Raw genomic sequence first — 23,607 nt, forward strand, 5'->3', positions numbered from 1 at the left:
TCCAAAGCGTGAATATCCGATGAAAAAGCGTTGCTTGAACACATAGGCACTTGAGCCAAGCGCATTGGAAGTGAACAATGTGTTACTTCTTATTTCCAATCGAGAGTCATTCATGACTGCCCCGTTTCGTTTCCTGGCCTGGCTAGCGCTGCCGTTGTTGGCGCTGTGCAGCGCCGACTTGCTGGCCGATACCGTCGAAGGCGCTCCCAAGGCGCTGCATCTGCTGGATTACATCGGGGCGGATTACCCGGCGACTGTCGAGGCGGGGAAGGTCATAGACGATTCCGAATACCGCGAGCAATTGGAGTTCACCGGGGTCTTGGAAGGCTTGATCGCCGAATTGCCAGCCAAGCCGGAAAAAGCTGAGTTGGCCCAAGGTATCGATACCTTGCGCAAGGCGATTACCGAGCGCCAGGAGGGCGGCGACGTGGCTCGCATGGCGCGGCAATTGGGCGCAAGGCTCGCGGTAGCGTACGAAGTCAGCCAGGCGCCGATCATTACGCCGGACCCGACACGCGGCGCGCCGCTGTATGCGCAGAATTGCTCGGTCTGTCATGGGGACAGCGGCGCCGGTGACGGTCCGGCCGGCGTCGGCCTGGAGCCGCCGCCGTCGAACCTGCGTGACGGCCAGCGTCTTGATCGGCTCAGTCTTTATGCGATCTACAACACCTTGGGCATGGGCGTTGAAGGCACCGACATGCCAGCGTTCGCCGATCAACTCGATGATCGGCAACGCTGGGACCTGGCCACTTACATTGCCAGTTTCAGCGCTGATCCGGCCGCGGCTAAAGGCGAGCTGACGTACAACCTCGCCGATCTCGCTCGCCAGACCCCGGCTGAAGTCCTGGCTGCCCAAGGTCCTGGCGCGGCGGCGACGTTCCGTGCCCAACGCGCCCAACCGCCACAAGTGCAGCGTGGGCCGGGGCAGTTGCTCGACTACACCGCCACCACATTGGATAAAAGCATCGCGGCGTACCGTGCGGGCGATCATGACCAAGCCTATGACCTCTCGGTAGCGGCCTACCTGGAAGGTTTCGAGCTGGTGGAAAGCTCGCTCGATAACGTCGACCCCAATGTGCGCAAGGACACCGAAAAGGCCCTGATGGCGTTCCGTCAGTCCCTGCAGGACGGCCTACCGGTGGCGCAGGCCGAACAACGCCTGGACGCGGCCAAGGCGAAATTGAAGGAATCCGCCGGCCTGTTGGGTGGCGATGGCTTGAGTTGGTCGTTGAGCTATATCTCCGGCTTGCTGATTCTGCTGCGCGAAGGCCTGGAAGCGATCCTGGTCCTGGCGGCGATCCTGGCGTTCTTGCGCAACACCGGCCAGCAATCGGCGGTGCGCAGCGTCAACATCGGCTGGGGATTGGCTTTGCTTGCCGGTCTGGCGACGTGGGGAGTGGCCGCGTATGTGATTGATGTCAGCGGCGCGCAGCGGGAATTGCTCGAGGGCGCGACAGCGCTGTTCGCCAGCGTGATGGTGCTGTGGCTGGGTGTATGGATGCACGACCGACGTCACGCAGCGGCCTGGCAGGATTACATCAAGAGCAGCCTGGTGGGCGGTGGTGGCCGTTTCGGTTTTGCGATCCTGGCGTTTTTCTCGGTCTACCGCGAACTGTTCGAAGTGATCCTGTTCTACGAGACCCTATGGCTGCAGGCCGGTCCCGCCGGGCACAACGCGGTGCTGGCCGGCGGCGCGTCGGCCCTGGTGTTGCTGGTGGGGTTGGCCTGGGTGATCTTGCGCGGCTCGGCGAAACTGCCGCTGGCGCTGTTCTTCAGCATCAACGCTGCGTTGCTGTGTGCGCTGTCGGTGGTATTCGCCGGTCATGGCGTGAAGGCATTGCAGGAAGCCGGCATCTTTGGCACACGGCCGGTGGCGTTCTTCGACTTCGATTGGCTGGGCATTCATGCCGATGCTTATTCGCTGGCGGCCCAGGCGCTGGCGATCACTGCGATCGTTGTGCTGTACGGACGCAGCTGGGTGGTAGAGAAACGTCGGGTCCAGGTTTCCTGAAGCCCTTTCGCGAGCAGGCTCGATCCCACAGGAGGTAGGCTGTCTATTGTGGGAGCGAGCCCGCTCGCGAAGCTTTCAAAGAGGAACAACCCTGATGCGCGTATGGATTGATGCAGACGCCTGCCCCAAGGCGGCGAAGGAACTGGTGGTCAAGTTCGCCTTGAAGCGCCAGTTCGAAGTGGTGCTGGTGGCCGGGCAACCGCAGATCAAGCCGGGCCTGGCCCTGGTGAAGCTGATCGTGGTGCCGAGCGGTCCTGATGCGGCGGATGATTACCTGGTGGAACATGCCGTGCCCGGTGAGTTGGTCATTTGCAGCGACGTGCCACTGGCCGATCGCCTGGTGAAGAAGGGTGTCGCCGCCCTGGACCCCAGGGGCAAGGAGTTCGACGCGCAGAACATGGGCGATCGACTGGCGGTGCGCAATTTGTTCACCGACTTGCGTGAGCAGGGCCATATGGGCGGCGGGCCGGCGGCGTACAGCGAGCGGGACAAGCAAGGGTTTGCCAATGCGCTGGATCGGATCCTGACGCGGTTGGCTCGCTTGTCCTGATTCTCATGGATCCCCTGTGGGAGCGAGCTTGCTCGCGATTGCGTCCGTCCTGCTGCATATGCATCGCTTGACACACCGCTATCGCGAGCAAGCTCGCTCCCACAGGTCCCACAGGTCCCACAGGAAAGGGGTAGGCGAGTCAGGCATCGTTCTCGTGCGTCAACTCCAACACCCGGTCCACCAGCTTGTTGATGCCCGACGCCGCTTCACTGATGTTCTTGGCCAGCATGTAGGCGGGTGTGCTGACCAGTTTGCGCGCGGTGTCCTCGACGATATCGGTGACCAGGCATTCCTCATGATTTCCGCCCATCTTGGTCACGGCAGCGGCCGTGTCGGCATCTGTGCCGATGGTGCAGTTCACTCCCGGGCCATAGATCTTCGCCGCCAGGGCGGGGGAGATGCACATCAGTCCTACCGGTTTCCCAGCCTCGGCAAAGGCCTCGGTCAACGCCAGGACTTCCGGCTGGACGGTACAGCCGGCACCCTCGACAGCGAAATTGGACAGATTTTTTGCCGATCCGAAACCGCCGGGCACGATCAGCGCGTCAAAGTCCTCGGCCTTGGCCTCGCGCAGGTCTTTCACATCGCCTCGGGCGATGCGCGCGGATTCCACCAGCACGTTGCGGCTTTCGGGCATTTCTTCGCCGGTCAGATGGTTGATGACATGCAATTGGGCAACGTTTGGCGCAAAGCATTGGACCTGCGCGCCGCGCTGGTCGAGACGCAACAGCGTGATCACGCTTTCGTGGATCTCTGCGCCGTCATACACGCCACAGCCGGAAAGGATCACTGCAACTTTTTTGCTCATGGGCTTTTCTCCAGATTCATGGCGTTAAATGTCTACTAATTTGTCACTCGTTGCCATAGGGGGATCTGGCGGCTACACCTAATCTGCCGACTTCTCCCGCCTTGCCTGCCCAGGTCGCGTCATGAACTTCATCCTGTATGCCGTGCCGTTTTTCTTCGTGCTGATTGCCGTCGAATTGCTCGCCGATCACTGGCGTGGCGTGAGCCACTATCGCCTGGCGGATGCGATCAACAGCTTGAGTACCGGGGTGCTGTCGACCACGACGGGGCTGATGACCAAAGGCGGTGGACTGGTGACGTACGCTTTTGCGTTGGAACACTTGGCAATTATCGAGCTGCCTGCCGATAAAGCCTGGACCTGGGTGTTCGCCTTCGTGTTCTACGACTTCTGTTATTACTGGCTGCACCGCATGGGGCACGAGCGTAATATTCTCTGGGCGGCTCATTCGGTGCATCACCAGAGCGAGGACTACAACCTCTCCACCGCGCTGCGACAGACCAGCACCGGTTTCCTGCTGAGCTGGATTTTCTATCTGCCGCTGGCGGTCCTGGGCGTGCCGCTGGTGATGTTCATCAGCGTCGCGGCGCTGAATCTGCTGTACCAGTTCTGGGTCCACACCCAGCACATTCCCAAGCTCGGCTGGCTGGAGTGGTTCTTCGTCACGCCGTCGAATCATCGTGCCCACCATGCACAGAACCCTCTCTACATGGATCGCAACTACGGCGGGGTGTTCATTATTTGGGACCGTCTGTTTGGCAGCTTCCAGGAAGAGGATGATCGGGAACCGGTGATCTTTGGCGTGACCACGCCGCTGGCGAGCTGGAATCCGTTGTGGGCCAACCTGCAGTTTTATGCGCAATTGTGGGCTGATGCGCGGCGGGCCGGGCGCTGGCGGGACAAGCTGCGGATCTGGTTCATGCCCACCGGTTGGCGGCCGGCGGATGTCGCGGCCAAGTATCCGCTGAACAAGCCGGACCTGGGCCAGTTCCGCAAGTTCGAGGTGCCGCTGGAAAGCCGCCAGCAGGGATATGTGGCGCTGCAGTTCTGCGTCTACATTGCCTTGGGCAGCTATTTGATGAACCTTGAACACCGCCTGCCGGCCGCCGCCCTGATACTGGGTGGGGGCGCGGTGGCGTTCGGTCTGTTCGTGTTGGGCGTGGCCCTGGAGAATCGCCCTTGGGCGCTGAAGCTGGAACTGCTGCGGCTGGCTTCGAGCCTGCCACTGGTGTGGCTGGCACCGATGACCGGGCTTTGGCCGGGCAGTCCGCTGGCCTGGGTGGGGGTGTCCTGCTATTGCCTGCTCAGCGGTATCGGGCTGTATTGCTGCCGCAGCCGGTTTACTCGTTTGGCGTCGTAGGTGTGCCGGACCGGCTCTGTTCCTGGCGCTCGGCTTCAAGGACCTTCCTGGCCAGTCGCGCATTCTTGATGCGCCGACGCAGCCACAAGCCCAAGCCCAGCAACAGCAGGGCACCGAGCACCCACAATTCGTATTTCTTGATGCTGCCCAGCATGCCTTCGAGCACCGCGCCGAAGTGGTACGCGGCGGCGGCCAGCGCCGTGGCCCAGATCGCCGCGCCGATACCGTTGAGCAGCAAGTAGCGGCCAGGCGGATAGCCCGACAGGCCGATGGCCACCGGCATCACCGTGCGCAGGCCGTAGACGAAGCGAAAGCTCAGCACCCAGATGTCCGGATGCTTGCGGATGTGCTCCAGCGCCCGATCGCCCATCAACTGCCAGCGCGGCTTGCGCGCCAATAGCTTGCGTCCGTGCTTGCGCCCGAGGAAATACCACAGCTGATCGCCCGCGTAGCTGCCGCAAAACGCCACGACCACCACCAGGTTGATGTCCATGTAGCCACGGAACGCCAGGAAACCTGCGAGCACGAGGATGGTTTCGCCTTCGAAGAACGTCCCGATAAAGAGGGCAAAGTAGCCGAAGTCATGCAGAAATTGTTGGAGCATTGTCTGGGTGCTGGCGAAATGAACGCGCAGCCTAACCCTTCAGGCACATTCAGGAAAGTATCGAAATGTGTCTCGACGTTAACATTTCCTACAGAAGACAATGACTGCGACTACAGGTCACGCCTACGCACAACTGTCATACGTTCGTCATAATGGCCGCTTATAACTGTCACGCTCGCCCGTCTGCGGGCTCAGGAGTCTGCCGTGAGCTTTACCCCTGCCAATCGTCTGTTTCCCGCTACCCGTCTGCGTCGCAACCGTCGCGATGAATTCTCTCGTCGGCTGGTGCGTGAAAACGTCCTGACGACCAACGACCTGATCCTGCCAGTGTTCGTGCTGGACGGGGAGAATCGTCGTGAAGCGGTGGCTTCGATGCCCGGCGTGGAACGCTTGACCATCGACCTGCTGCTCGAAGCGGCGGCCGAGTGGGTCGAGCTGGGAATTCCGGCGTTGGCGCTGTTTCCGGTCACGCCAGCTGAACTCAAGTCCCTGGACGCCGCCGAAGCCTGGAACCCGGAGGGCATCGCCCAACGCGCGACCCGTGCCCTGCGCGAGCGTTTCCCCGAGCTGGGCGTGATCACTGACGTTGCCCTGGACCCCTTTACCACCCACGGCCAGGACGGCATTCTCGATGAAGATGGCTACGTGCAGAACGACGTCACCGTCGATGCGCTGGTCAGGCAAGCGCTGTCCCACGCCGAGGCCGGCGCGCAGGTGGTGGCGCCGTCCGACATGATGGACGGCCGCATCCAGGCAATCCGCGAAGCCCTGGAAGTGGCCGGGTATGTGAATGTGCGCATCATGGCCTACTCGGCCAAGTACGCCAGCGCCTACTACGGTCCTTTCCGCGATGCCGTCGGCTCGGCCCTGAACCTGGGCAAGGCCAACAAGGCCTCCTATCAGATGGACCCGGCCAACAGCCATGAAGCCCTGCACGAAGTGGCCGCCGACTTGTCAGAAGGGGCAGACATGGTCATGGTCAAGCCGGGGATGCCTTATCTCGACATTCTTTATCGGGTCAAGGATGAGTTCAAAGTGCCGACCTTTGTTTATCAGGTCAGCGGCGAATACGCGATGCACATGGCCGCGATACAGAACGGCTGGTTGAACGAAGGGGTGATTCTCGAATCCCTGACCGCTTTCAAACGCGCGGGCGCTGATGGCATTCTGACTTACTTTGCCGTGCGCGCCGCCCAATTGCTTCGAGAGCAGAAATAGCCTCCCAGGAACTTGCGATGAATACCGAAGGACTCACAGAAGTTGCCGTAAAAGACGCTCAGCCCGTGGTCGAGCAGGTCGCCGAAACGCCGCCAGAGCTGGAGCCGGCTCCACCGGTCGTGCCTGAGGTGCCTCCAGCGCCAGCGATTGCGATCCCCAACCTGGATGACAGCAGCCTGTACATCCACCGCGAGCTGTCGCAACTGCAATTCAACATCCGCGTGCTGGAGCAGGCGCTGGACGAGTCCTATCCGCTGCTGGAGCGGCTGAAATTCCTGCTGATTTTCTCCAGCAACCTGGACGAGTTCTTCGAAATTCGCGTCGCCGGCCTGAAGAAACAGATCACCTTCGCCCGCGAGCAGGCCGGAGCCGACGGCCTGCAACCGCACCAGGCCCTGGCGCGCATCAGCGAGCTGGTCCACGGCCATGTGGATCGCCAATACGCGATTCTCAACGACATCCTGTTGCCTGAGCTGGAAAAGCACCAGGTGCGCTTCATCCGTCGCCGCTATTGGACCACCAAGCTCAAGACCTGGGTGCGCCGCTATTTCCGCGACGAGATCGCGCCGATCATCACCCCGATCGGCCTCGACCCGACGCACCCGTTCCCGCTGCTGGTGAACAAGAGCCTGAACTTCATCGTCGAGCTGGAAGGCATCGACGCCTTTGGCCGCGATTCCGGCCTGGCGATCATTCCAGCGCCACGCCTGTTGCCGCGGATCATCCGTGTGCCCGAAGACGTCGGCGGCCCGGGCGACAACTATGTGTTCCTGTCGTCGATGATCCACGCCCACGCCGATGACCTGTTCCAGGGCATGAAAGTGAAGGGCTGCTACCAGTTCCGCCTGACCCGAAACGCCGACCTGTCGGTGGACACCGAGGACGTCGAAGACCTGGCGCGCGCCCTGCGCGGCGAGTTGTTCTCCCGTCGCTATGGCGATGCGGTACGCCTGGAAGTGGCCGATACGTGCCCGAAACACCTGTCCGACTACCTGCTCAAGCAATTCAACCTGCATGAGACCGAGTTGTACCAAGTCAATGGCCCGGTGAACTTGACACGTCTGTTCAGCATTACCGGCCTGGACAGCCATCCGGAGCTGCAATACACGCCGTTCACCCCGCAGATCCCGAAACTGCTGCAGAACAGCGAGAACATTTTCAGCGTGGTCAGCAAGCAGGACATCTTGCTGCTGCACCCCTTCGAGTCGTTCACGCCTGTGGTCGACTTGCTGCGCCAGGCTGCCAAGGACCCCCATGTGTTGGCGGTGCGCCAGACCCTGTACCGCAGCGGCGCCAACTCGGAAATCGTCGATGCGCTGGTGGACGCGGCGCGAAACGGCAAGGAAGTCACGGCGGTGATCGAGCTGCGCGCACGCTTCGATGAGGAATCCAACCTGCAATTGGCCAGCCGCCTGCAAGCGGCCGGCGCGGTGGTGATCTACGGCGTGGTCGGCTTCAAGACCCACGCCAAGATGATGCTGATCCTGCGCCGTGAGGCCGGCGAGATCGTGCGGTACGCCCACTTGGGCACCGGCAACTATCACGCCGCCAACGCCCGTCTCTACACCGACTACAGCCTGCTCACTTCCGACGACGCCCTGTGTGAAGACGTCGGCAAGTTGTTCAGCCAGTTGATCGGCATGGGCAAGACGTTGCGCATGAAGAAGCTGTTGCATGCGCCGTTCACCCTGAAAAAGGGCATGCTCGACATGATCACCCGGGAGACGCAATTCGCCCTGGACGGCAAGCCTGCGCACATCATCGCCAAGTTCAACTCACTGACCGATCCGAAGATCATCCGTGCGTTGTACAAGGCCAGCCAGTCGGGCGTGCGCATCGACCTGGTGGTGCGCGGCATGTGCTGCCTGCGACCGGGCATCCCCGGTGTCTCCCACAACATCCACGTCCGCTCGATCATCGGGCGCTTCCTGGAGCACACCCGGGTGTTCTACTTCCTCAACGGTGGGGAGGAGCAGATGTTCTTGTCCAGCGCCGACTGGATGGAGCGCAACCTCGACAAGCGCGTCGAGACCTGCTTCCCGGTGGAAGGCAAGAAGCTGATTTTGCGAGTCAAGAAGGAGCTGGAGAGCTACCTCACCGACAACACCCACAGCTGGAGTTTGCAGTCGGATGGCCGCTATATCCGCAACACCCCGACCGGCAATCAGAACCCGCGCAGCGCCCAGGCGACCTTGCTGGAGCGCTTGAGCAACCCGGTGTTGGCGGTGCGATAAAAGCTCGACGGTTGGGGGGCAGGCTTCGCTTTTGTGGCGAGGCAGCTTGCTGTGGCGAGGGGATTTATCCCCGCTGGGCTGCGCAGCAGCCCTTGGAAGATTGAACCCAATGAAGCTGATGCACCGCGGTGCCAGGCTTTGGGGCTGCTGCGCAGCCCAACGGGGATAAATCCCCTCGCCACAAGAGATCTGTGTTGTCGCTGGACTCAGTGAATGTTCAGCAAAATCCCCACCCGAGTCAGCCATTCGGCTTCCTGGGCGAAGTCGGCCTGGGTCAGTTGGTTCTCTTCCAACCAACCGTCAGGAAACATCACATCCAACTGATCGCCGTCGGCACGCAGGGCCACTTGCGGCATTTCCTGGGTGCCACGGATGTGGTGGAACAGGATCGCAAAGCGCAGTAGCACGCACAGGCGAATCAGCTTGATGCCGTCGTCGCCGAACTCGGCGAATTTATCCTTGGGAATATTGCGTCGATGGCCGCGTACCAGTAGCGCGAGCATTTGCTGGTCTTCGCGGGAGAAGCCCGCCAGGTCCGAGTGCTCGATCAGGTAGGCGCCGTGCTTGTGATAATGATAGTGGGCAATGTCCAGGCCCACTTCATGGACCTTGGCCGCCCAGCCCAGCAGTTCACGCCAGACACCGTCGTTCAGGTCCCAATCGTCGGCCACCTGGTCGAAGGCATGCAGCGCCTTGCGCTCGACCCGTACGGCTTGTTCCTGGTCGACGTGATAACGCTCCATGAGCGAGCCCAGGGTGCGCTCGCGGACGTCTTCGTGATGATGACGACCCAGCAGGTCATACAGCACGCCTTCGCGCAGGGCGCCTTCGCAGTGATCCATGCGTTGCAGTTCGAGGGCGTCGAAAATCGCCTCGAGGATCGCCAGGCCCGCCGGGAAAATCGCCCGGCGATCAGGCTTGATGCCGTCGAAGTCGATCTTGTCCGATTCGCCGAGCTTGAACACCTTGCGCTTGAGCCAGGCCAGGCCTTCGGCGTTGACTTCACCGCTGCCGTGGCCGCCAGCCTTGAGTGCCAGGCCGATGGCGCGGATGGTTCCCGAGGAGCCGATGGCCTCATCCCAGGTCAGGCGATGCAGGGCATGTTCGATGCTCATGATTTCCAGGCGCGCCGCCGTGTACGCCTGGGCGTAGCGGGCCGGGGTGATCTTGCCGTCGCGGAAATAACGCTGGGTGTAGCTGACACAGCCCATTTGCAGGCTTTCGCGCAGCAGCGGTTCGAAGCGCTGGCCGATGATGAACTCGGTACTGCCGCCTCCGATGTCCGCCACCAGGCGCTTGCCGGGGGTGTCGGCCAGGGTGTGGGAAACACCGAGGTAGATCAGGCGCGCTTCTTCACGGCCGGAGATGACTTCCACCGGATGGCCGAGGATCTCTTCGGCGCGGTGAATGAACTCGCCGCGGTTGCGCGCCTCGCGCAAGGCGTTGGTGCCGACGATCCGCACCGCGCCCAGGGGCATGCCGTTGATCAGTTGGGCAAAGCGCTTCAGGCAATCGAGCCCGCGTTGCATCGATTCTTCGCTGAGCTTGCGCTCTTCGTCGATGCCGGCGGCCAGTTGGACCTTCTCGCCGAGCCGCTCAAGAATGCGGATTTCCCCGTTCTGGGCCTTGGCGACGACCATGTGGAAGCTGTTGGAGCCCAGGTCAATGGCAGCGATCAGGGACAGATTCTTGGCTTGGGATGGCGGCATGGTCAAAAAGTCTCGGTCGATAACCTTGCCATCCTGCCACGATCGACCGCTTACGCCAACGCGCCTGAACCAAACCCTTGAGCCAGAGCAGGCTGCAACGCGCCTTTGTGGCGAGGGAGCTTGCTCCCGCTGGGCTGCGCAGCAGCCCCAAAAACCAATCAACCCGGTACACCAGGAATACATCGGCAGGCAGATTCTGCGATTGCTGCGCAATCGAGCGGGAGCAAGCTCCCTCGCCACAAGAGCTTTCATCGACCGTCAGGCGGGCTCGACCGTCCCGATAAAATTCGCCAGTTCCGCCGTCTGCGGGTCGGCGAACAACACCTTGGGATCGCCCACCTCGTGCACCTTGCCCTGGTGCATGAACACCAGCTTGTCACCCACCTCCCGGGCGAAGCGCATTTCATGGGTGACCATGATCAGCGTCATGCCTTCCTTGGCCAGTTGACGCACCACGCTGAGCACTTCGTTAACCAGTTCCGGGTCCAGCGCCGAGGTGATTTCATCGCACAGCAACACTTTCGGCGACATCGCCAGGGCGCGGGCAATTGCTACCCGTTGCTGCTGGCCACCGGACAAGCGGTCAGGGAAAGCATCGAATTTCTCGCCGAGCCCGACTCGTTCCAGCATCTGCCGCGCCAGTTCGGCCGCCTTGGCCTTGGGCACTTTTTGCACAACTTGCGGCGCCAGCATCACGTTCTCGCCGACTGTCAGGTGCGGGAACAGGTTGAACTGCTGGAATACCATTCCGACTTTCTGGCGCAGGCTACGCAGGTCGGCGCGGGCGGCATCGAGGTATTCGCCGTCGACTTCGATCACGCCATCGTTGATCGATTCCAGGCCGTTGAGGGTGCGCAGCAGGGTGGATTTGCCCGAGCCGCTGCGGCCGATGATCGCCACCACCTGGCCTTCCTCGACGCTCAGGTCGATACCTTTGAGCACGTGGTGATCGCCATAGTATTTATGCAGGGCGGTGATTCTAAGCAGAGGCATGCAGTCTCCTTTCCAGGTAGCGCGCACTGAGGGACAGGGGGTAGCAGAGCAGGAAGTAGCCGAGGGCGACCAGGCCATACACCATGAAGGGTTCGAAGGTAGCGTTGGCGAGCATGCCGCCGGTCTTGGTCAGTTCGGTAAAGCCGATGATCGACGTCACGGCCGTGCCCTTGACCACTTGCACGGAAAACCCCACCGTCGGCGCCACGGCAATGCGCAGGGCCTGGGGCAGGATCACATAGCGCAATTGCTCCAATGGGTTGAGGGCCAAGCTCGCGGAGGCTTCCCACTGGCCATGGGCAATCGAATCGACGCAACCGCGCCAGATCTCCGCCAGATAGGCGCTGGTAAACAGCGTCAGGGCAATCGCCGCGGCCATCCAGGGAGAAATCTCCACCCCGGCCAGCGCTACGCCGAAGAACACCAGGAACAGCTGCATCAACAGTGGGGTGCCTTGGAACAGCTCGATATAGGTGCGGGCGATGTTGCGGGGCAGGGCGCTTTTTGAAATGCGCAGGACCATCACCAGCAGGCCGATCACGCCGCCACCGATAAACGCCACCAGCGACAGCGCCAGGGTCCATTGCAAGCCGGTGAGCAGGTTGCGCACCACGTCCCAGAAGGTGAAATCGCTCATTGGCTGCTCCTGGCGATATAGCGACGCCCGATCCAATTCAGGAACTGTCGGATCAACAGCGCCATGCACAGATAGATCAGCGTCGTCAGTGCGTAGGTTTCAAAGGCGCGGAAGTTGCGCGACTGGATGAAGTTGGCCGCAAAGCTCAGCTCTTCGGTGGCGATCTGCGAACAGACCGCCGAGCCGAGCATCACGATGATGATCTGGCTGCTCAGGGCCGGCCAGACCTTGCCCAGCGCTGGCAACAGCACCACGTGGCGGAACGCTTCGAAGCGGCTCATTGCCAACGCCGCTGCTGCTTCCAGTTGCCCTCGCGGGATCGCCTGGATGCCGGCGCGGATGATCTCGGTGGAATACGCACCCAGGTTGATCACCATCGCCAGCACCGCCGCCTGCCACTCGGAAATCTGCAAGCCCAGGGACGGCAGGCCGAAGAAGATGAAAAACAACTGCACCAGGAACGGCGTGTTGCGGATCAACTCCACGTACACGCCAAAGATCGCCGCGAACGGACGGATATTCCAGGCCCGGACCACGGCCCCTACGATGCCAACGCCGACCCCGAGCAACGCGCCAATGGCCGTCAGCTCGAGGGTGAACAGCGCACCGCGCAACAGCAGCTCGGTGTTTTGCACCACCGGCAGGAAATCGAACTGATAAGCCATGCTCAGCCTCTCAAGCGACGGTCAGAGATCGGCCGGCAGCGGCTGCTTGAGCCAGGTCTGCGAATTCTTTTCCAGGCTGCCATCGGTCTTGGCGGTGGAGAGGATCTGGTTGACCTTGTCGAGCAATGCCGGCTCGTTCTTGTTCACGCCGACGTAGACCGGCGAGTCCTTGAGTTTCACTTTCAACGCGGGGACGCGCTTGGGGTTGCGTTCGCTGATGGCGACCATCACCACGTTGCCGCTGGCGATCAGGTCCACCTGGCCGGCCAGGTAAGCGGCAATCGTCGAATTGTTGTCTTCGAAGCGCTTGATGGTGACGCCTTCGGGGGCGACCTTGGTTAGCTCGATGTCTTCGATGGCGCCACGGGTGACGCTGATGGTCTTGCCCTTGAGGTCGTCCAGGGTGTTGATGGCGGCATCAGGCGGACCGAACACCGCCAGGTAGAACGGCGCGTAGGCGCTGGAAAAATCGATGACCTTTTCGCGCTCGGGGTTCTTGCCCAGGCTGGAAATCACCAGGTCAACCTTGCCGGTGGTCAGGAAAGGGATGCGGTTGGTGCTGTTGACCGGTGTCAGTTCCAGCTTGACCTTGAGCTGGTCGGCCAGCAGCTTCGCCGTGTCGATGTCCAGGCCGCGCGGCTTCATGTCCGGACCGACCGAACCGAACGGCGGGAAATCCTGTGGCACAGCAACCTTGAGCGTGCCGCGCTTGACCACATCCTCCAGGCCATCGGCGTGGGCGGGCACCTGGCAAAGCATCAGGCTGGCAAACAGGGCAGTGAGCAGGACGCTGCAACGCTGGATCATGGTGAATCTCCGCAGTCGATGGTGTGGTTTCTGCGATCGGACAGAGCACAGGCCATGCCAAGGCGGGTTTTATCGGGTCAAAGCCACGGTTTTGCTGGTGGGATGCGGTCTTACTGGTCTGAACAGTTGGGCCGCGTTTCGCACCTTTATCGGGCGTTGGCATTTGCCACCGAACCCTGCTGGGGCACGACTTGCCGGGCACGGCGAATAGCATTACAACTAGTCGCTCACTGGCCCGGTTTGTCTGAAAAAATCATGAACTCCATCGCTCGTGCCGTTCCTGAAGTGGCATTGCAAGCCATCCGTAAACTGATCGCCGACGAGGGCTTCGGCCCGGGGGACGCGCTGCCCTCGCAGCGTGATCTGGCGGTTCAACTGGGTGTGAGCCGGGCGTCCCTGCGCGAGGCGCTTTCATCGTTGAGTGCCCTGGGGATGATCAGCGTGCAGCCGGGCCGGGGAGTATTCGTGCAATCGGCCGCGCAAGAACCGCGCAGCGACTCGACACCGGGTTGGCCCTTCGCGGCCCAGGCCTCGCCTGTGGATATCTTTCAATTACGCTATGCCCTCGAGGGTTTCGCGGCGGGATTGGCTGCCGTGACGTTGAGCGCCGATGAACTCGATGCGTTGGACGACAACGTCGAGGCCATGCGCCGGGAACTGAAGGCCGGGGACTTCGACGCGGCCGCCCAGCTGGATTTCGAGTTTCATCGACGCATCCTGCTGGCCAGCGGCAACCAGGCCATGCTGAGCATCCTCACCGCCAGCGCCGACATCTTCCTGGAAAGCCAGAAGCTACCGTTCATCAGGGCGGAGCGGGCGATGGAGACTTGGCAGGAACACCGCAAGATCCTTCGTGCATTGGCCCGCCGAGCCTCGGCCTCGGCGCAAAAAGCCATGCAGGAACATGTACGTAACGCTGCGCTGCGTACCGGTATTTCCTTTGTCACGCCCGCTGCCCCATGACCTCGGCGATATCCAAAGCCATCGTTCGTCATAGCGAGACTCAATCAACTGCGGCTTCCTGAACCTGGGAAGGGCAGCTATGATGGGCCACGTTTTTTTGCTGATTACCCCGGAGATTTCCATGAGCAGCGATCTGATCAAACACGTTAGCGACGCTAGCTTCGAAGCTGACGTACTCAAGGCCGAAGGCGCAGTGCTGGTCGACTATTGGGCTGAGTGGTGCGGTCCTTGCAAAATGATCGCTCCGGTCCTGGACGAAATTGCCGAGACCTACAAGGGCAAGCTGACCGTTGCCAAGCTGAACATCGACGAAAACCAGGAAACCCCGGCCAAGCACGGCGTGCGCGGTATCCCGACCCTGATGCTGTTCAAGAACGGCAACGTCGAGGCCACCAAGGTCGGCGCGCTGTCGAAGTCGCAACTGGCGGCATTCCTCGACGCCAACATCTAAGCGTCGAATGTCCTGCCAAAAGCCCCGCAAATCGCGGGGCTTTTTCGTTATTCGGGGCTAGACGCTCGCAAATCGAGGTGTTACATTCGGCCCCGCACTGGTTTCTCCATTGCCCCCTGCAAGCCGTCGCCGACGCTCTCCTTTCGAACAAGTACGCGATCCTGTCGCCTTCTCCGCGGCGCGGCCTCATTAAGCCAAAAGCTTAATTTCCCCCCTCCATAAATGATTACGTCATTCCTATATGAATCTGACTGAACTCAAGCAAAAGCCGATTACCGAACTGCTCGAATTGGCCGAACAGATGGGCATAGAAAATATGGCCCGTTCGCGCAAGCAGGACGTGATTTTCTCCCTGCTCAAGAAGCACGCGAAAAGCGGCGAGGAAATCTCCGGTGATGGCGTGCTGGAGATTCTCCAGGACGGCTTCGGCTTCCTTCGCTCCGCAGACGCTTCCTATCTCGCCGGCCCAGACGATATCTACGTCTCGCCGAGCCAGATCCGTCGCTTCAACTTGCGCACCGGTGACACCATCGTTGGCAAGATCCGCCCTCCGAAGGAAGGCGAGCGTTACTTCGCGCTGCTCAAGGTCGACACGATCAACTTCGACCGTCCGGAAAACGCGAAGAACAAGATTCTCTTCGAGAACCTGACCCCGCTGTTCCCGACCGTGCGCATGAAGATGGAAGCCGGCAACGGTTCCACCGAAGACCTCACCGGTCGTGTCATCGACCTGTGCGCACCCATCGGCAAAGGCCAGCGTGGCTTGATCGTGGCACCGCCGAAAGCGGGCAAGACGATCATGCTGCAGAACATCGCGGCCAACATCGCCCGTAACAATCCTGAAGTTCACCTGATCGTACTGCTGATCGACGAACGCCCGGAAGAAGTGACCGAGATGCAGCGCACCGTGCGCGGCGAAGTGGTCGCCTCGACGTTCGACGAGCCGCCGACCCGTCACGTGCAGGTTGCCGAAATGGTGATCGAGAAGGCCAAGCGTCTGGTCGAGCACAAGAAAGACGTGGTGATCCTGCTGGACTCCATCACCCGCCTGGCCCGTGCCTACAACACCGTGATCCCGAGCTCCGGCAAGGTGCTGACCGGTGGTGTCGATGCCCATGCCCTGGAGAAACCGAAGCGTTTCTTCGGCGCCGCACGGAACATCGAGGAGGGCGGTTCGCTGACTATCATTGCCACCGCGCTAGTCGAGACCGGCTCGAAGATGGACGAAGTGATCTACGAAGAGTTCAAGGGTACCGGCAACATGGAACTGCCCCTGGACCGTCGCATCGCCGAGAAGCGTGTATTCCCGGCCATCAACATCAACCGTTCCGGCACCCGTCGCGAAGAATTGCTGACCGCCGATGACGAGTTGCAGCGCATGTGGATCCTGCGCAAGCTGCTGCATCCAATGGATGAAGTCGCTGCCATCGAGTTCCTGGTCGACAAGCTGAAAACGACCAAGACCAACGATGAGTTCTTCCTGTCGATGAAGCGCAAGTAACACGAAGCTACGCATAAAAGGGCGCCCCACACAGGGCGCCCTTTTTTTCGGCTGAATGTATCAAAATGGACAACTTTCCAAGACCAGCAGTGTCCTTGCTGTTGACGTCTGTACTTCAAACGACAAGGAGCGTTATGCACACGTTTGGCAATCGCCGTGACATCGATGGCTTGAGGGCCCTGGCCGTTATTCCGGTGGTACTGTTTCACTTCGGCTTCAGCACGTTCAGTGGCGGCTTTGTCGGGGTCGATGTTTTCTTTGTCATCTCCGGATTCTTGATCACCGGTATCCTGTTTCGCGAGATCAGTGCGCAGCGCTTCAGTTTCGTCGACTTCTGGGCTCGACGTGCGCGCCGCATCCTCCCAGCCTTGAGCCTGGTGCTGTTGGTGACGTTAGCCTTGGGCTGGTTGTTGCTGACCGCCAAGGATTTTTCGGAGCTTGGCCGAACGGTTCGTTACCAGTCGCTGTTCATTTCGAACATCTTGTTCATGCGTGAGGACGGTTACTTCGAGCCAGCGTCGGATCTGAAACCGCTGCTTCATACCTGGTCCTTGGCCGTCGAAGAGCAGTACTACATTTTCTTCCCGTTGCTGATGGTGTTGTTGATGCGCCATGTTCGTCATTGGCGCTGGATGCTGTTTGCCGTATTGCTGATTTCCTTCGGGCTCAACGTCGCTTATATCGACCGCAAACCTGATGTCGCTTTCTTCTCGTTGCCGACACGCGCTTGGGAGCTGTTGTGCGGTGCGATGCTTGCGGTATTGCCAAAGCCGAGACACATCACGAAGCCGTGGGTCTGTCACTTGGCGGGCGTGGCCGGGTTGGCAGCGGTGCTGGCGGCGGTGTTCACTTTTGACAGGGCCACGACGTTTCCAGGTTGGGCTGCTTTACTGCCGGTCCTCGGCGCCACTGCGCTGATATGGTCTGGGGGGCAGGGTTCGAGCTGGGTCGCCCGACTGCTCGGTACCAGGGTGCTCGTCTGGATTGGCTTGATTTCCTATTCCCTTTACTTGTGGCATTGGCCGGTCTACGTCTACGCCAATGCCGTTTCCATCGACGGTATCGGGCATTTGGAAGCCGTGGGCTGGATCCTGTTGGCGTTGGGTCTTGCCTGGTTGAGCTGGCGCTTCGTAGAGCTTCCGTTTCGTGAAAAACGCGTGTTGCCCGGGCGCAAGCCGGTGTTGGTGGGCGGTTTGTTGGCCATGGTCGCCCTGGCGGTGACAGGTTCGGTGGTGCGTTCAGCGGATGGCTTTCCCCAGCGCCTTACCGGCAAGGCGTTGGCGTATGCGCAAGCGCGGGATTGGAAGGCTGGGCAGATGGAATGCATGCTCGTGACTTCTGACAAGAACCTGGACAAGGCCTGCCTGGTTGGCGAACGCAAAGAGGCGCCGGCGACCCAACTGTTTTGGGGCGATAGCCACGCCGCTGCGCTGTTGCCGGCGATTGAAGACAATGCCACGCGTGAGGGGCGCCCGGTTTGGCTTTACAGCATGAGCGCCTGTCCGCCAATCGTCAGCGATGACCTGCGCCAGCGCTGCAGGGACTTCAACGAAAAGACCATGGAACAGGTTCGTCACCTGCAGATCAAGGATGTGGTGCTGGCTTCCAATTGGAGTCTGTACGTATACGGCCGTGAGGACGGCGACAAGAAGGTATTGCTCAACGCCTCCGACAATACGGCCGAAGCCGAGGCGCGTATGGCTGCGGCGCTCAAGGCTCGGGTCGCGATGTTGAGGGCGGCGGGCGTACAGGTTTGGTTGTTCAAGGAAGTGCCGCTGCAGCGCAAGGGCGCTATCAGCAGATTGACGAGCCTGGCGCGGGCTGGGCGTTCAGCTGAAGGGTTGGGTCGCCCACTTGAGGAGCACTTGGCCCGTCAACATTTCCTCAGTGCCTTGTTTGACTCAATGAGTAGCGCCGATCCCGGTGTGCATGTCATTGACCCGACCCCGTTGATGTGTGCGGGGCAGGTCTGCAGCATTGAGGTCAACGGTTACTCGCAGTACAAGGACGAGGACCATCTGTCTGATCTCGGTAGTGCCCGGCTGAGCCCGCTGTTTGCCCCGGTGTTGCTGGGGTCAACCGGCAATTGATCGCCGCCGCGCACGCACGGGCTGCTGTTTGGGCGTTAGAGCAGGTAGGATGTACGCCTATTTTCGGGGTGGCATCTCAATGAAATTCAAGGATCTTCGGGATTTCGTGCAGCAGCTTGAACAGCGCGGCGAGTTGAAACGCATTCAGGTTCCTATCTCTCCAGTGCTGGAGATGACGGAAATCTGCGACCGCACGCTTCGGGCCAAAGGCCCGGCGTTGCTGTTTGAAAACCCGACGGGTTATGACATTCCGGTGCTGGGCAACCTGTTTGGCACGCCGGAGCGCGTGGCCTTGGGCATGGGCGCGGAAGCCGTCAGCGAGCTGCGCGAAATCGGCAAGCTGCTGGCGTTCCTCAAGGAACCCGAGCCGCCGAAGGGCCTGAAGGACGCCTGGTCCAAACTGCCGATTTTCCGCAAGATCATTTCCATGGCGCCGAAGGTCGTCAAGGACGCGATCTGCCAGGAAGTGGTGATCGAGGGCAACGATGTCGACCTGGCCATGCTGCCCGTGCAGACCTGCTGGCCAGGCGACGTAGGGCCGCTGATTACCTGGGGCCTGACCGTCACCAAAGGCCCGAACAAAGACCGCCAGAACCTGGGCATCTATCGCCAGCAGGTGATCGGCCGTAACAAGGTCATCATGCGCTGGCTGAGCCATCGGGGCGGCGCGCTGGATTACCGTGAGTGGTGTGAAAAACACCCTGGCCAGCCATTCCCGGTGTCCGTCGCCCTGGGCGCGGACCCCGCCACGATCCTCGGCGCGGTCACGCCGGTGCCCGATAGCCTTTCCGAATATGCGTTTGCCGGCCTGCTGCGCGGCAACCGTACCGAATTGGTGAAATGCCGCGGCAATGACCTGCAAGTGCCGGCCACTGCCGAGATCATCCTTGAAGGCGTGATCCACCCCGGCGAAATGGCCGATGAAGGGCCGTACGGCGACCACACCGGTTACTACAACGAGGTGGACAGCTTCCCGGTGTTCACCGTCGAGCGCATCACCCATCGCATCAAGCCGATCTACCACAGCACCTACACCGGTCGTCCGCCTGACGAGCCGGCGATTCTCGGTGTCGCGCTGAACGAAGTGTTCGTGCCGATCCTGCAAAAGCAATTCCCGGAAATCACCGATTTCTACCTGCCGCCCGAAGGTTGCTCGTACCGCATGGCCGTGGTGACCATGAAGAAGTCGTATCCGGGGCACGCCAAGCGGGTCATGTTGGGCGTCTGGTCGTTTTTACGACAATTCATGTACACCAAGTTCGTTATTGTCACTGACGACGATATCAACGCACGGGACTGGAATGACGTGATCTGGGCCATCACCACGCGCATGGACCCCAAGCGCGACACGGTGATGATCGAGAACACGCCGATCGACTACCTCGACTTCGCCTCGCCGGTGTCTGGCCTGGGGTCGAAGATGGGCCTCGATGCCACGCATAAATGGCCCGGTGAAACCACCCGCGAATGGGGCCGGGTTATCGTCAAGGATGAAGCCGTTACCCAACGGATCGATGCCATCTGGAATCAGTTAGGAATAGATTGATGCGTGTAACCTTGCAGCCTTCCGGTGCGGTGCTGGAGATAGAGTCGGCCGAGCGGATACTCGATGGCGCGCGGCGCCTGGGCTACGAATGCCCACAGAGCTGCCGCAACGGCAACTGTCACGTTTGTGGCGCGTTGTTGGTGGAAGGTCGCGTGGAGCAGGCCGGTGAAGTGCGTGACCACGGTGAGGTCTTTACCTGCATCGCCGAACCTCTGGAGGACTGCGTGCTGCTGTGGGATGGCGTGCTGTCGCCGGGTGAGCTGCCGGTGCGCACTCTCGCATGCCAGGTGATCGAGTGCGCCGATGTTGGTGGCGATGTCTGGCGGGTGCACTTGCGTGCGCCGGCGGGTAAGCCTCCGCGCTATCACGCCGGGCAATACTTGATGATCGAGCGGGAGAACGGTGAGAAGTCGGCGTTCTCCCTGGCCTCGGCGCCGCACTCGGGGCGCGACCTGCAATTGCATGTGCTGGTGCGCGAAAACAGTGCGCAAACGCTTTTGGAGCAACTGCAGCGCAACCCCAATGTGCGTATCGAGATGCCATTCGGCGACACCCATTTGTCCGAACTCCCGGATGGCCCGCTGGTTTTGATTGCCGCCGGCACCGGAATGGCGCAGATGCACAGCCTGATCGAGCACTGCCGCGCCCAAGGCTTCAAGCACCCGGTGCATCTGTATTGGGGTGTGCGGCGGCCGGAAGATTTCTATGAAATCGAACACTGGGACGAGTGGAAGAAGCTGCCAAACCTGTATCTGCACAAAGTCGTCAGCGATCTTTGTGGTTGGGAGGGGCGCTGCGGCATGCTCCACGAGGCAGTGTGCGAGGACATCAGCGATCTCTCCGGTGTCTACGTCTACGCCAGCGGCTCGCCGGCCATGATCTACGCCACGCTCGATGCGCTGGTGGAAGCCGGCATGGACGCTCATCAGATGCGCGCCGATGTGTTCGCGTATGCGCCGCGGGCTTGAGCTGTACTTATCAGCCCAGGCTCAGTTGAGCTTTTTGTGGCGAGGGGATTTATCCCCGTTGGGCTGCGCAGCAGCCCTAATGCAGTGAACTCAATCTTCCTGGCCCACTCAGTGCCTTGTTTGGGGCTGCTGCTCAGCCCAGCGGGGATAAATCCCCTCGCCACCAAAGCGGATGCCACGTTACCCATCGATATAACTTCCCATATTGCGTTTCGGTATTTAGCTGGCGGGCCAGATACCGATAACGTATATGCGGACGTAATGGCATTTAACTTGCCTTGATCCTCACAAACGTCAACGCCATGACGCTCTATTTTCCGCGAGGAGCCATCCGCTACCGGCCATGACCGCTATCGAATCCGCCATAACCTGCGCCCTGTACCCGCCCCGGCTCGAGCTGGGTGCCCAATTGACCCGTGAACAATTGCTCGCCTCGATGCGATCGACCATGAGCCTTCACCAGGGCGGCCCGGTCTGGCTGTTCGCCTACGGTTCGTTGATCTGGCGTCCGGAATGCACGGCGGTGGAGCGGATGCGTGGCCGGGTCCATGGTTATCATCGCGGCTTGTATCTATGGTCCCACGAACACCGGGGCACCCCGGAATTGCCAGGGTTGGTGTTTGGGTTGGATCGCGGCGGGTCCTGCAGCGGATTCGCCTACCGGTTGCCGGAGGAGAACCTCGAGGATTCGCTGTTCGCGTTGTGGCAGCGCGAGATGCCGGTCCCGTCCTATCGTCCGCACTGGCTGACGTGCCGTCTCGAGGATGGCAATCGGGTACAAGCCTTGGGCTTCGTGCTGGAGCGACACCTGCCCAGCTATGCCGGCAACCTGCCGGACCATGTGCTGAGCCAGGTGTTTGAAAGCGCTTGCGGGCGTTATGGCACGACTCGCGATTATGTCGAGCAGACCATCCACGCCCTGCGCAGCCACGCCATGCCAGACCGGAACCTGGAGGCGCGGCTCAAGCGCTGCCGATCAGCGCTGGATCAGGCGACCGCTTCGCGGCTCTGACTGGCGATCTGCTTGTGCCACAGGGTTGGCGCGAGGAACGCCATCGCCAGCAGGCAGGCGCCGATCAGCAGCACAAAGCCGCCGTTCCAACCAAAGTGGTCCACGGTGTAGCCCATGGCCGCACTGGCCGCGACTGAACCACCCAAATACCCGAACAGGCCGGTGAAGCCCGCAGCGGTACCCGCGGCTTTTTTCGGCGCCAGTTCCAATGCCTGCAAACCGATCAGCATCACCGGGCCGTAGATCAGGAAGCCGATGGAAACCAGGGCGATCATGTCGACGGTCGGGTTGCCGGCCGGGTTCAGCCAGTACACCAGGGTTGCCACGGTCACCAGGGCCATGAACACCATGCCGGTCAAGCCACGGTTGCCGCGGAAGATCTTGTCGGACATCCAGCCACACAACAGCGTGCCCGGGATGCCGGCCCACTCATAGAAGAAGTAGGCCCAGGAGCTTTTGTCCACGGTGAAGCCCTTGGCTTCCTTGAGGTAGGTCGGCGCCCAGTCCAGCACGCCGTAGCGCAGCAGATAGACGAAGACGTTGGCCATGGCGATGTACCAGAGCATCTTGTTGCGCAGCACGTACTTGACGAAAATTTCCTTGGCGCTGAATTCGTTCTCGTGACTGGCGTCGTAACCTTCCGGGTAGTCGTTCTTGTATTTCTCGATCGGTGGCAGGCCCACCGATTGTGGGGTATCGCGCATGGTTGCGAAGGCAAACACCGCAACGGCGAGCGCTACAGTAGCGGGTACATAGAAAGCCGCGTGCCAGTCGTTGAACCAGGCCATGCCCAGCAGGAACAGCGGGCCGATCAGGCCGCCGCCCACGTTGTGCGCCACGTTCCAAACCGAAACCACGCCACCGCGTTCCTTCTGCGACCACCAGTGCACCATGGTCCGCCCGCTTGGCGGCCAGCCCATGCCTTGGGCCCAGCCGTTGATGAACAGCAGGATGAACATGATCGTCACGCTGGAGGTCGCCCAGGGTGCGAAACCGAAAATGAACATCACCCCGGCTGATACCAGCAAGCCGAACGGCAGGAAGTAGCGCGGGTTGGAGCGGTCGGACACCAGGCCCATCAAGAACTTCGACAAGCCATAGGCGATGGCGATGGCCGACATGGCCAAGCCAAGCTGGCCACGGGTGTAGCCCTCGTCGATGAGATACGGCATCGCCAGGGAGAAGTTCTTGCGCAGCAGGTAATAACCGGCATAGCCGATGAAAATCCCGGCGAAGATCTGCCAGCGCAGACGTCGGTAGGTGCTGTCTATTTTTTCTTCAGGCAGGGCGGCCTGATGTGCGGCAGGTCGAAAGAAAGCAAACATTCAAGAGCTCCAGGTTTTTATTGTGGTGGCGGATGCGAATGTTACAGTTTCGTTACCGAAAATAGCATCGCTCGTTGTCGCATAAAAAGCGGAAATTTCGATAGGCCATGTTCTTAAGTGAACATGTCGCGTGCGCATAAACTGACGGCGCTGTAGGA

20 protein-coding genes are annotated in these 23,607 nt (G+C 60.8%); 12 read left to right on the forward strand and 8 right to left on the reverse strand.

The features are described from left to right. The first annotated feature begins 112 nt into the window (after window positions 1-112). Complete coding sequence (locus Q7C33_RS04910; protein ID WP_407682929.1) at window positions 113-2,011, forward strand: FTR1 family protein; 1,899 nt, start codon at window positions 113-115, stop codon at window positions 2,009-2,011. Between the two features lie 94 nt (window positions 2,012-2,105). Next, the gene (locus Q7C33_RS04915; RefSeq protein WP_030138151.1) at window positions 2,106-2,561 is read left to right on the forward strand and encodes a YaiI/YqxD family protein; all 456 of its coding nucleotides are present in this window, start codon (window positions 2,106-2,108) and stop codon (window positions 2,559-2,561) included. Between the two features lie 139 nt (window positions 2,562-2,700). Here the strand turns inward: Q7C33_RS04915 and elbB are convergent, their stop codons facing one another. Continuing rightward, window positions 2,701-3,369, reverse strand: a complete 669-nt coding sequence (gene elbB, locus Q7C33_RS04920; protein ID WP_407682930.1) for an isoprenoid biosynthesis glyoxalase ElbB — start codon at window positions 3,367-3,369, stop codon at window positions 2,701-2,703. A gap of 121 nt (window positions 3,370-3,490) precedes the next feature. Between elbB and Q7C33_RS04925 the strand changes: the two genes are divergently transcribed. Then, window positions 3,491-4,726 carry a sterol desaturase family protein gene (locus Q7C33_RS04925; RefSeq protein ID WP_407682931.1) on the forward strand — a complete coding sequence of 412 codons (1,236 nt, stop codon included), beginning with the start codon at window positions 3,491-3,493 and terminating at the stop codon, window positions 4,724-4,726. Here Q7C33_RS04925 and Q7C33_RS04930 read toward each other — a convergent pair. Beyond that, window positions 4,707-5,330 carry a DedA family protein gene (locus tag Q7C33_RS04930; protein WP_030138148.1) on the reverse strand — a complete coding sequence of 208 codons (624 nt, stop codon included), beginning with the start codon at window positions 5,328-5,330 and terminating at the stop codon, window positions 4,707-4,709. The two genes, Q7C33_RS04925 and Q7C33_RS04930, sit on opposite strands and share 20 nt — an antisense overlap. 204 nt (window positions 5,331-5,534) lie before the next feature. Between Q7C33_RS04930 and hemB the strand changes: the two genes are divergently transcribed. Together hemB and ppk1 are read left to right on the forward strand one after the other, a co-directional pair. After that, window positions 5,535-6,548, forward strand: coding sequence for a porphobilinogen synthase (gene hemB, locus Q7C33_RS04935; protein WP_030138147.1), 1,014 nt, complete (start codon window positions 5,535-5,537; stop codon window positions 6,546-6,548). Between the two features lie 17 nt (window positions 6,549-6,565). Then, window positions 6,566-8,782 carry a polyphosphate kinase 1 gene (gene ppk1 / locus Q7C33_RS04940; RefSeq protein WP_030138146.1) on the forward strand — a complete coding sequence of 739 codons (2,217 nt, stop codon included), beginning with the start codon at window positions 6,566-6,568 and terminating at the stop codon, window positions 8,780-8,782. A gap of 206 nt (window positions 8,783-8,988) precedes the next feature. Here the strand turns inward: ppk1 and ppx are convergent, their stop codons facing one another. The 5 genes from ppx to Q7C33_RS04965 form a co-directional block, all read right to left on the reverse strand. Further along, window positions 8,989-10,491, reverse strand: a complete 1,503-nt coding sequence (gene ppx, locus Q7C33_RS04945; RefSeq protein ID WP_030138145.1) for an exopolyphosphatase — start codon at window positions 10,489-10,491, stop codon at window positions 8,989-8,991. A gap of 258 nt (window positions 10,492-10,749) precedes the next feature. Further along, window positions 10,750-11,484: an amino acid ABC transporter ATP-binding protein gene (locus Q7C33_RS04950; RefSeq protein WP_030138144.1), complete on the reverse strand. Its 735-nt coding sequence runs from the start codon at window positions 11,482-11,484 to the stop codon at window positions 10,750-10,752. Continuing rightward, complete coding sequence (locus Q7C33_RS04955) at window positions 11,471-12,121, reverse strand: amino acid ABC transporter permease (RefSeq protein ID WP_198797519.1); 651 nt, start codon at window positions 12,119-12,121, stop codon at window positions 11,471-11,473. Before Q7C33_RS04955 ends, Q7C33_RS04950 begins: the two co-directional genes overlap by 14 nt. After that, window positions 12,118-12,786, reverse strand: a complete 669-nt coding sequence (locus tag Q7C33_RS04960) for an amino acid ABC transporter permease (protein ID WP_030138142.1) — start codon at window positions 12,784-12,786, stop codon at window positions 12,118-12,120. The genes Q7C33_RS04955 and Q7C33_RS04960 overlap by 4 nt, the downstream gene beginning before the upstream one ends. 21 nt (window positions 12,787-12,807) lie before the next feature. Then, window positions 12,808-13,593 carry a transporter substrate-binding domain-containing protein gene (locus Q7C33_RS04965; protein WP_258648506.1) on the reverse strand — a complete coding sequence of 262 codons (786 nt, stop codon included), beginning with the start codon at window positions 13,591-13,593 and terminating at the stop codon, window positions 12,808-12,810. A 255-nt stretch (window positions 13,594-13,848) separates the two neighbouring features. Here Q7C33_RS04965 and Q7C33_RS04970 point away from each other — a divergent pair, with 255 nt between their 5' ends. The 7 genes from Q7C33_RS04970 (at window position 13,849) to Q7C33_RS05000 (ending at window position 22,124) form a co-directional block, all read left to right on the forward strand. Next, window positions 13,849-14,556 carry a FadR/GntR family transcriptional regulator gene (locus Q7C33_RS04970; protein ID WP_323154107.1) on the forward strand — a complete coding sequence of 236 codons (708 nt, stop codon included), beginning with the start codon at window positions 13,849-13,851 and terminating at the stop codon, window positions 14,554-14,556. A 121-nt stretch (window positions 14,557-14,677) separates the two neighbouring features. Beyond that, window positions 14,678-15,007 carry a thioredoxin TrxA gene (trxA, locus tag Q7C33_RS04975; RefSeq protein ID WP_003206727.1) on the forward strand — a complete coding sequence of 110 codons (330 nt, stop codon included), beginning with the start codon at window positions 14,678-14,680 and terminating at the stop codon, window positions 15,005-15,007. Window positions 15,008-15,248: 241 nt separating this feature from the next. Beyond that, window positions 15,249-16,508: a transcription termination factor Rho gene (gene rho, locus Q7C33_RS04980; RefSeq protein WP_003206716.1), complete on the forward strand. Its 1,260-nt coding sequence runs from the start codon at window positions 15,249-15,251 to the stop codon at window positions 16,506-16,508. Window positions 16,509-16,642: 134 nt separating this feature from the next. Continuing rightward, the gene (locus Q7C33_RS04985; RefSeq protein ID WP_198797517.1) at window positions 16,643-18,598 is read left to right on the forward strand and encodes an acyltransferase family protein; all 1,956 of its coding nucleotides are present in this window, start codon (window positions 16,643-16,645) and stop codon (window positions 18,596-18,598) included. Window positions 18,599-18,677: 79 nt separating this feature from the next. After that, entirely contained in the window at window positions 18,678-20,144 is a 1,467-nt protein-coding gene (gene ubiD / locus Q7C33_RS04990; protein WP_198797516.1) for a 4-hydroxy-3-polyprenylbenzoate decarboxylase, read from the forward strand. Then, a complete protein-coding gene (locus Q7C33_RS04995; protein WP_198797515.1) occupies window positions 20,144-21,112 on the forward strand; it encodes a CDP-6-deoxy-delta-3,4-glucoseen reductase in 969 nt (322 codons plus the stop codon). Before ubiD ends, Q7C33_RS04995 begins: the two co-directional genes overlap by 1 nt. Window positions 21,113-21,455: 343 nt before the next feature. Beyond that, window positions 21,456-22,124, forward strand: a complete 669-nt coding sequence (locus Q7C33_RS05000) for a gamma-glutamylcyclotransferase (RefSeq protein WP_217862117.1) — start codon at window positions 21,456-21,458, stop codon at window positions 22,122-22,124. Here Q7C33_RS05000 and glpT read toward each other — a convergent pair. Then, window positions 22,100-23,449: a glycerol-3-phosphate transporter gene (gene glpT, locus Q7C33_RS05005; RefSeq protein ID WP_030138135.1), complete on the reverse strand. Its 1,350-nt coding sequence runs from the start codon at window positions 23,447-23,449 to the stop codon at window positions 22,100-22,102. The two genes, Q7C33_RS05000 and glpT, sit on opposite strands and share 25 nt — an antisense overlap. Window positions 23,450-23,607: the final 158 nt, after the last annotated feature.

It is taken from the genome of Pseudomonas sp. BP11-1-1, assembly GCF_052112105.1.
In the GTDB taxonomy this organism is placed as follows: Bacteria; Pseudomonadota; Gammaproteobacteria; order Pseudomonadales; family Pseudomonadaceae; genus Aquipseudomonas; species Aquipseudomonas alvandae.

What these genes read in the sequence shown, in the direction of transcription:
- Q7C33_RS04910 (WP_407682929.1), top strand. Translation starts at nt 113, where the DNA reads ATGACTGCCCCGTTTCGTTTCCTGGCCTGGCTAGCGCTGCCGTTGTTG.
- Q7C33_RS04915 (WP_030138151.1), top strand. Translation starts at nt 2,106, where the DNA reads ATGCGCGTATGGATTGATGCAGACGCCTGCCCCAAGGCGGCGAAGGAA.
- elbB (WP_407682930.1), bottom strand. Translation starts at nt 3,369, where the DNA reads ATGAGCAAAAAAGTTGCAGTGATCCTTTCCGGCTGTGGCGTGTATGAC.
- Q7C33_RS04925 (WP_407682931.1), top strand. Translation starts at nt 3,491, where the DNA reads ATGAACTTCATCCTGTATGCCGTGCCGTTTTTCTTCGTGCTGATTGCC.
- Q7C33_RS04930 (WP_030138148.1), bottom strand. Translation starts at nt 5,330, where the DNA reads ATGCTCCAACAATTTCTGCATGACTTCGGCTACTTTGCCCTCTTTATC.
- ppk1 (WP_030138146.1), top strand. Translation starts at nt 6,566, where the DNA reads ATGAATACCGAAGGACTCACAGAAGTTGCCGTAAAAGACGCTCAGCCC.
- ppx (WP_030138145.1), bottom strand. Translation starts at nt 10,491, where the DNA reads ATGCCGCCATCCCAAGCCAAGAATCTGTCCCTGATCGCTGCCATTGAC.
- Q7C33_RS04950 (WP_030138144.1), bottom strand. Translation starts at nt 11,484, where the DNA reads ATGCCTCTGCTTAGAATCACCGCCCTGCATAAATACTATGGCGATCAC.
- Q7C33_RS04955 (WP_198797519.1), bottom strand. Translation starts at nt 12,121, where the DNA reads ATGAGCGATTTCACCTTCTGGGACGTGGTGCGCAACCTGCTCACCGGC.
- Q7C33_RS04960 (WP_030138142.1), bottom strand. Translation starts at nt 12,786, where the DNA reads ATGGCTTATCAGTTCGATTTCCTGCCGGTGGTGCAAAACACCGAGCTG.
- Q7C33_RS04965 (WP_258648506.1), bottom strand. Translation starts at nt 13,593, where the DNA reads ATGATCCAGCGTTGCAGCGTCCTGCTCACTGCCCTGTTTGCCAGCCTG.
- Q7C33_RS04970 (WP_323154107.1), top strand. Translation starts at nt 13,849, where the DNA reads ATGAACTCCATCGCTCGTGCCGTTCCTGAAGTGGCATTGCAAGCCATC.
- trxA (WP_003206727.1), top strand. Translation starts at nt 14,678, where the DNA reads ATGAGCAGCGATCTGATCAAACACGTTAGCGACGCTAGCTTCGAAGCT.
- rho (WP_003206716.1), top strand. Translation starts at nt 15,249, where the DNA reads ATGAATCTGACTGAACTCAAGCAAAAGCCGATTACCGAACTGCTCGAA.
- Q7C33_RS04985 (WP_198797517.1), top strand. Translation starts at nt 16,643, where the DNA reads ATGCACACGTTTGGCAATCGCCGTGACATCGATGGCTTGAGGGCCCTG.
- ubiD (WP_198797516.1), top strand. Translation starts at nt 18,678, where the DNA reads ATGAAATTCAAGGATCTTCGGGATTTCGTGCAGCAGCTTGAACAGCGC.
- Q7C33_RS04995 (WP_198797515.1), top strand. Translation starts at nt 20,144, where the DNA reads ATGCGTGTAACCTTGCAGCCTTCCGGTGCGGTGCTGGAGATAGAGTCG.
- Q7C33_RS05000 (WP_217862117.1), top strand. Translation starts at nt 21,456, where the DNA reads ATGACCGCTATCGAATCCGCCATAACCTGCGCCCTGTACCCGCCCCGG.
- glpT (WP_030138135.1), bottom strand. Translation starts at nt 23,449, where the DNA reads ATGTTTGCTTTCTTTCGACCTGCCGCACATCAGGCCGCCCTGCCTGAA.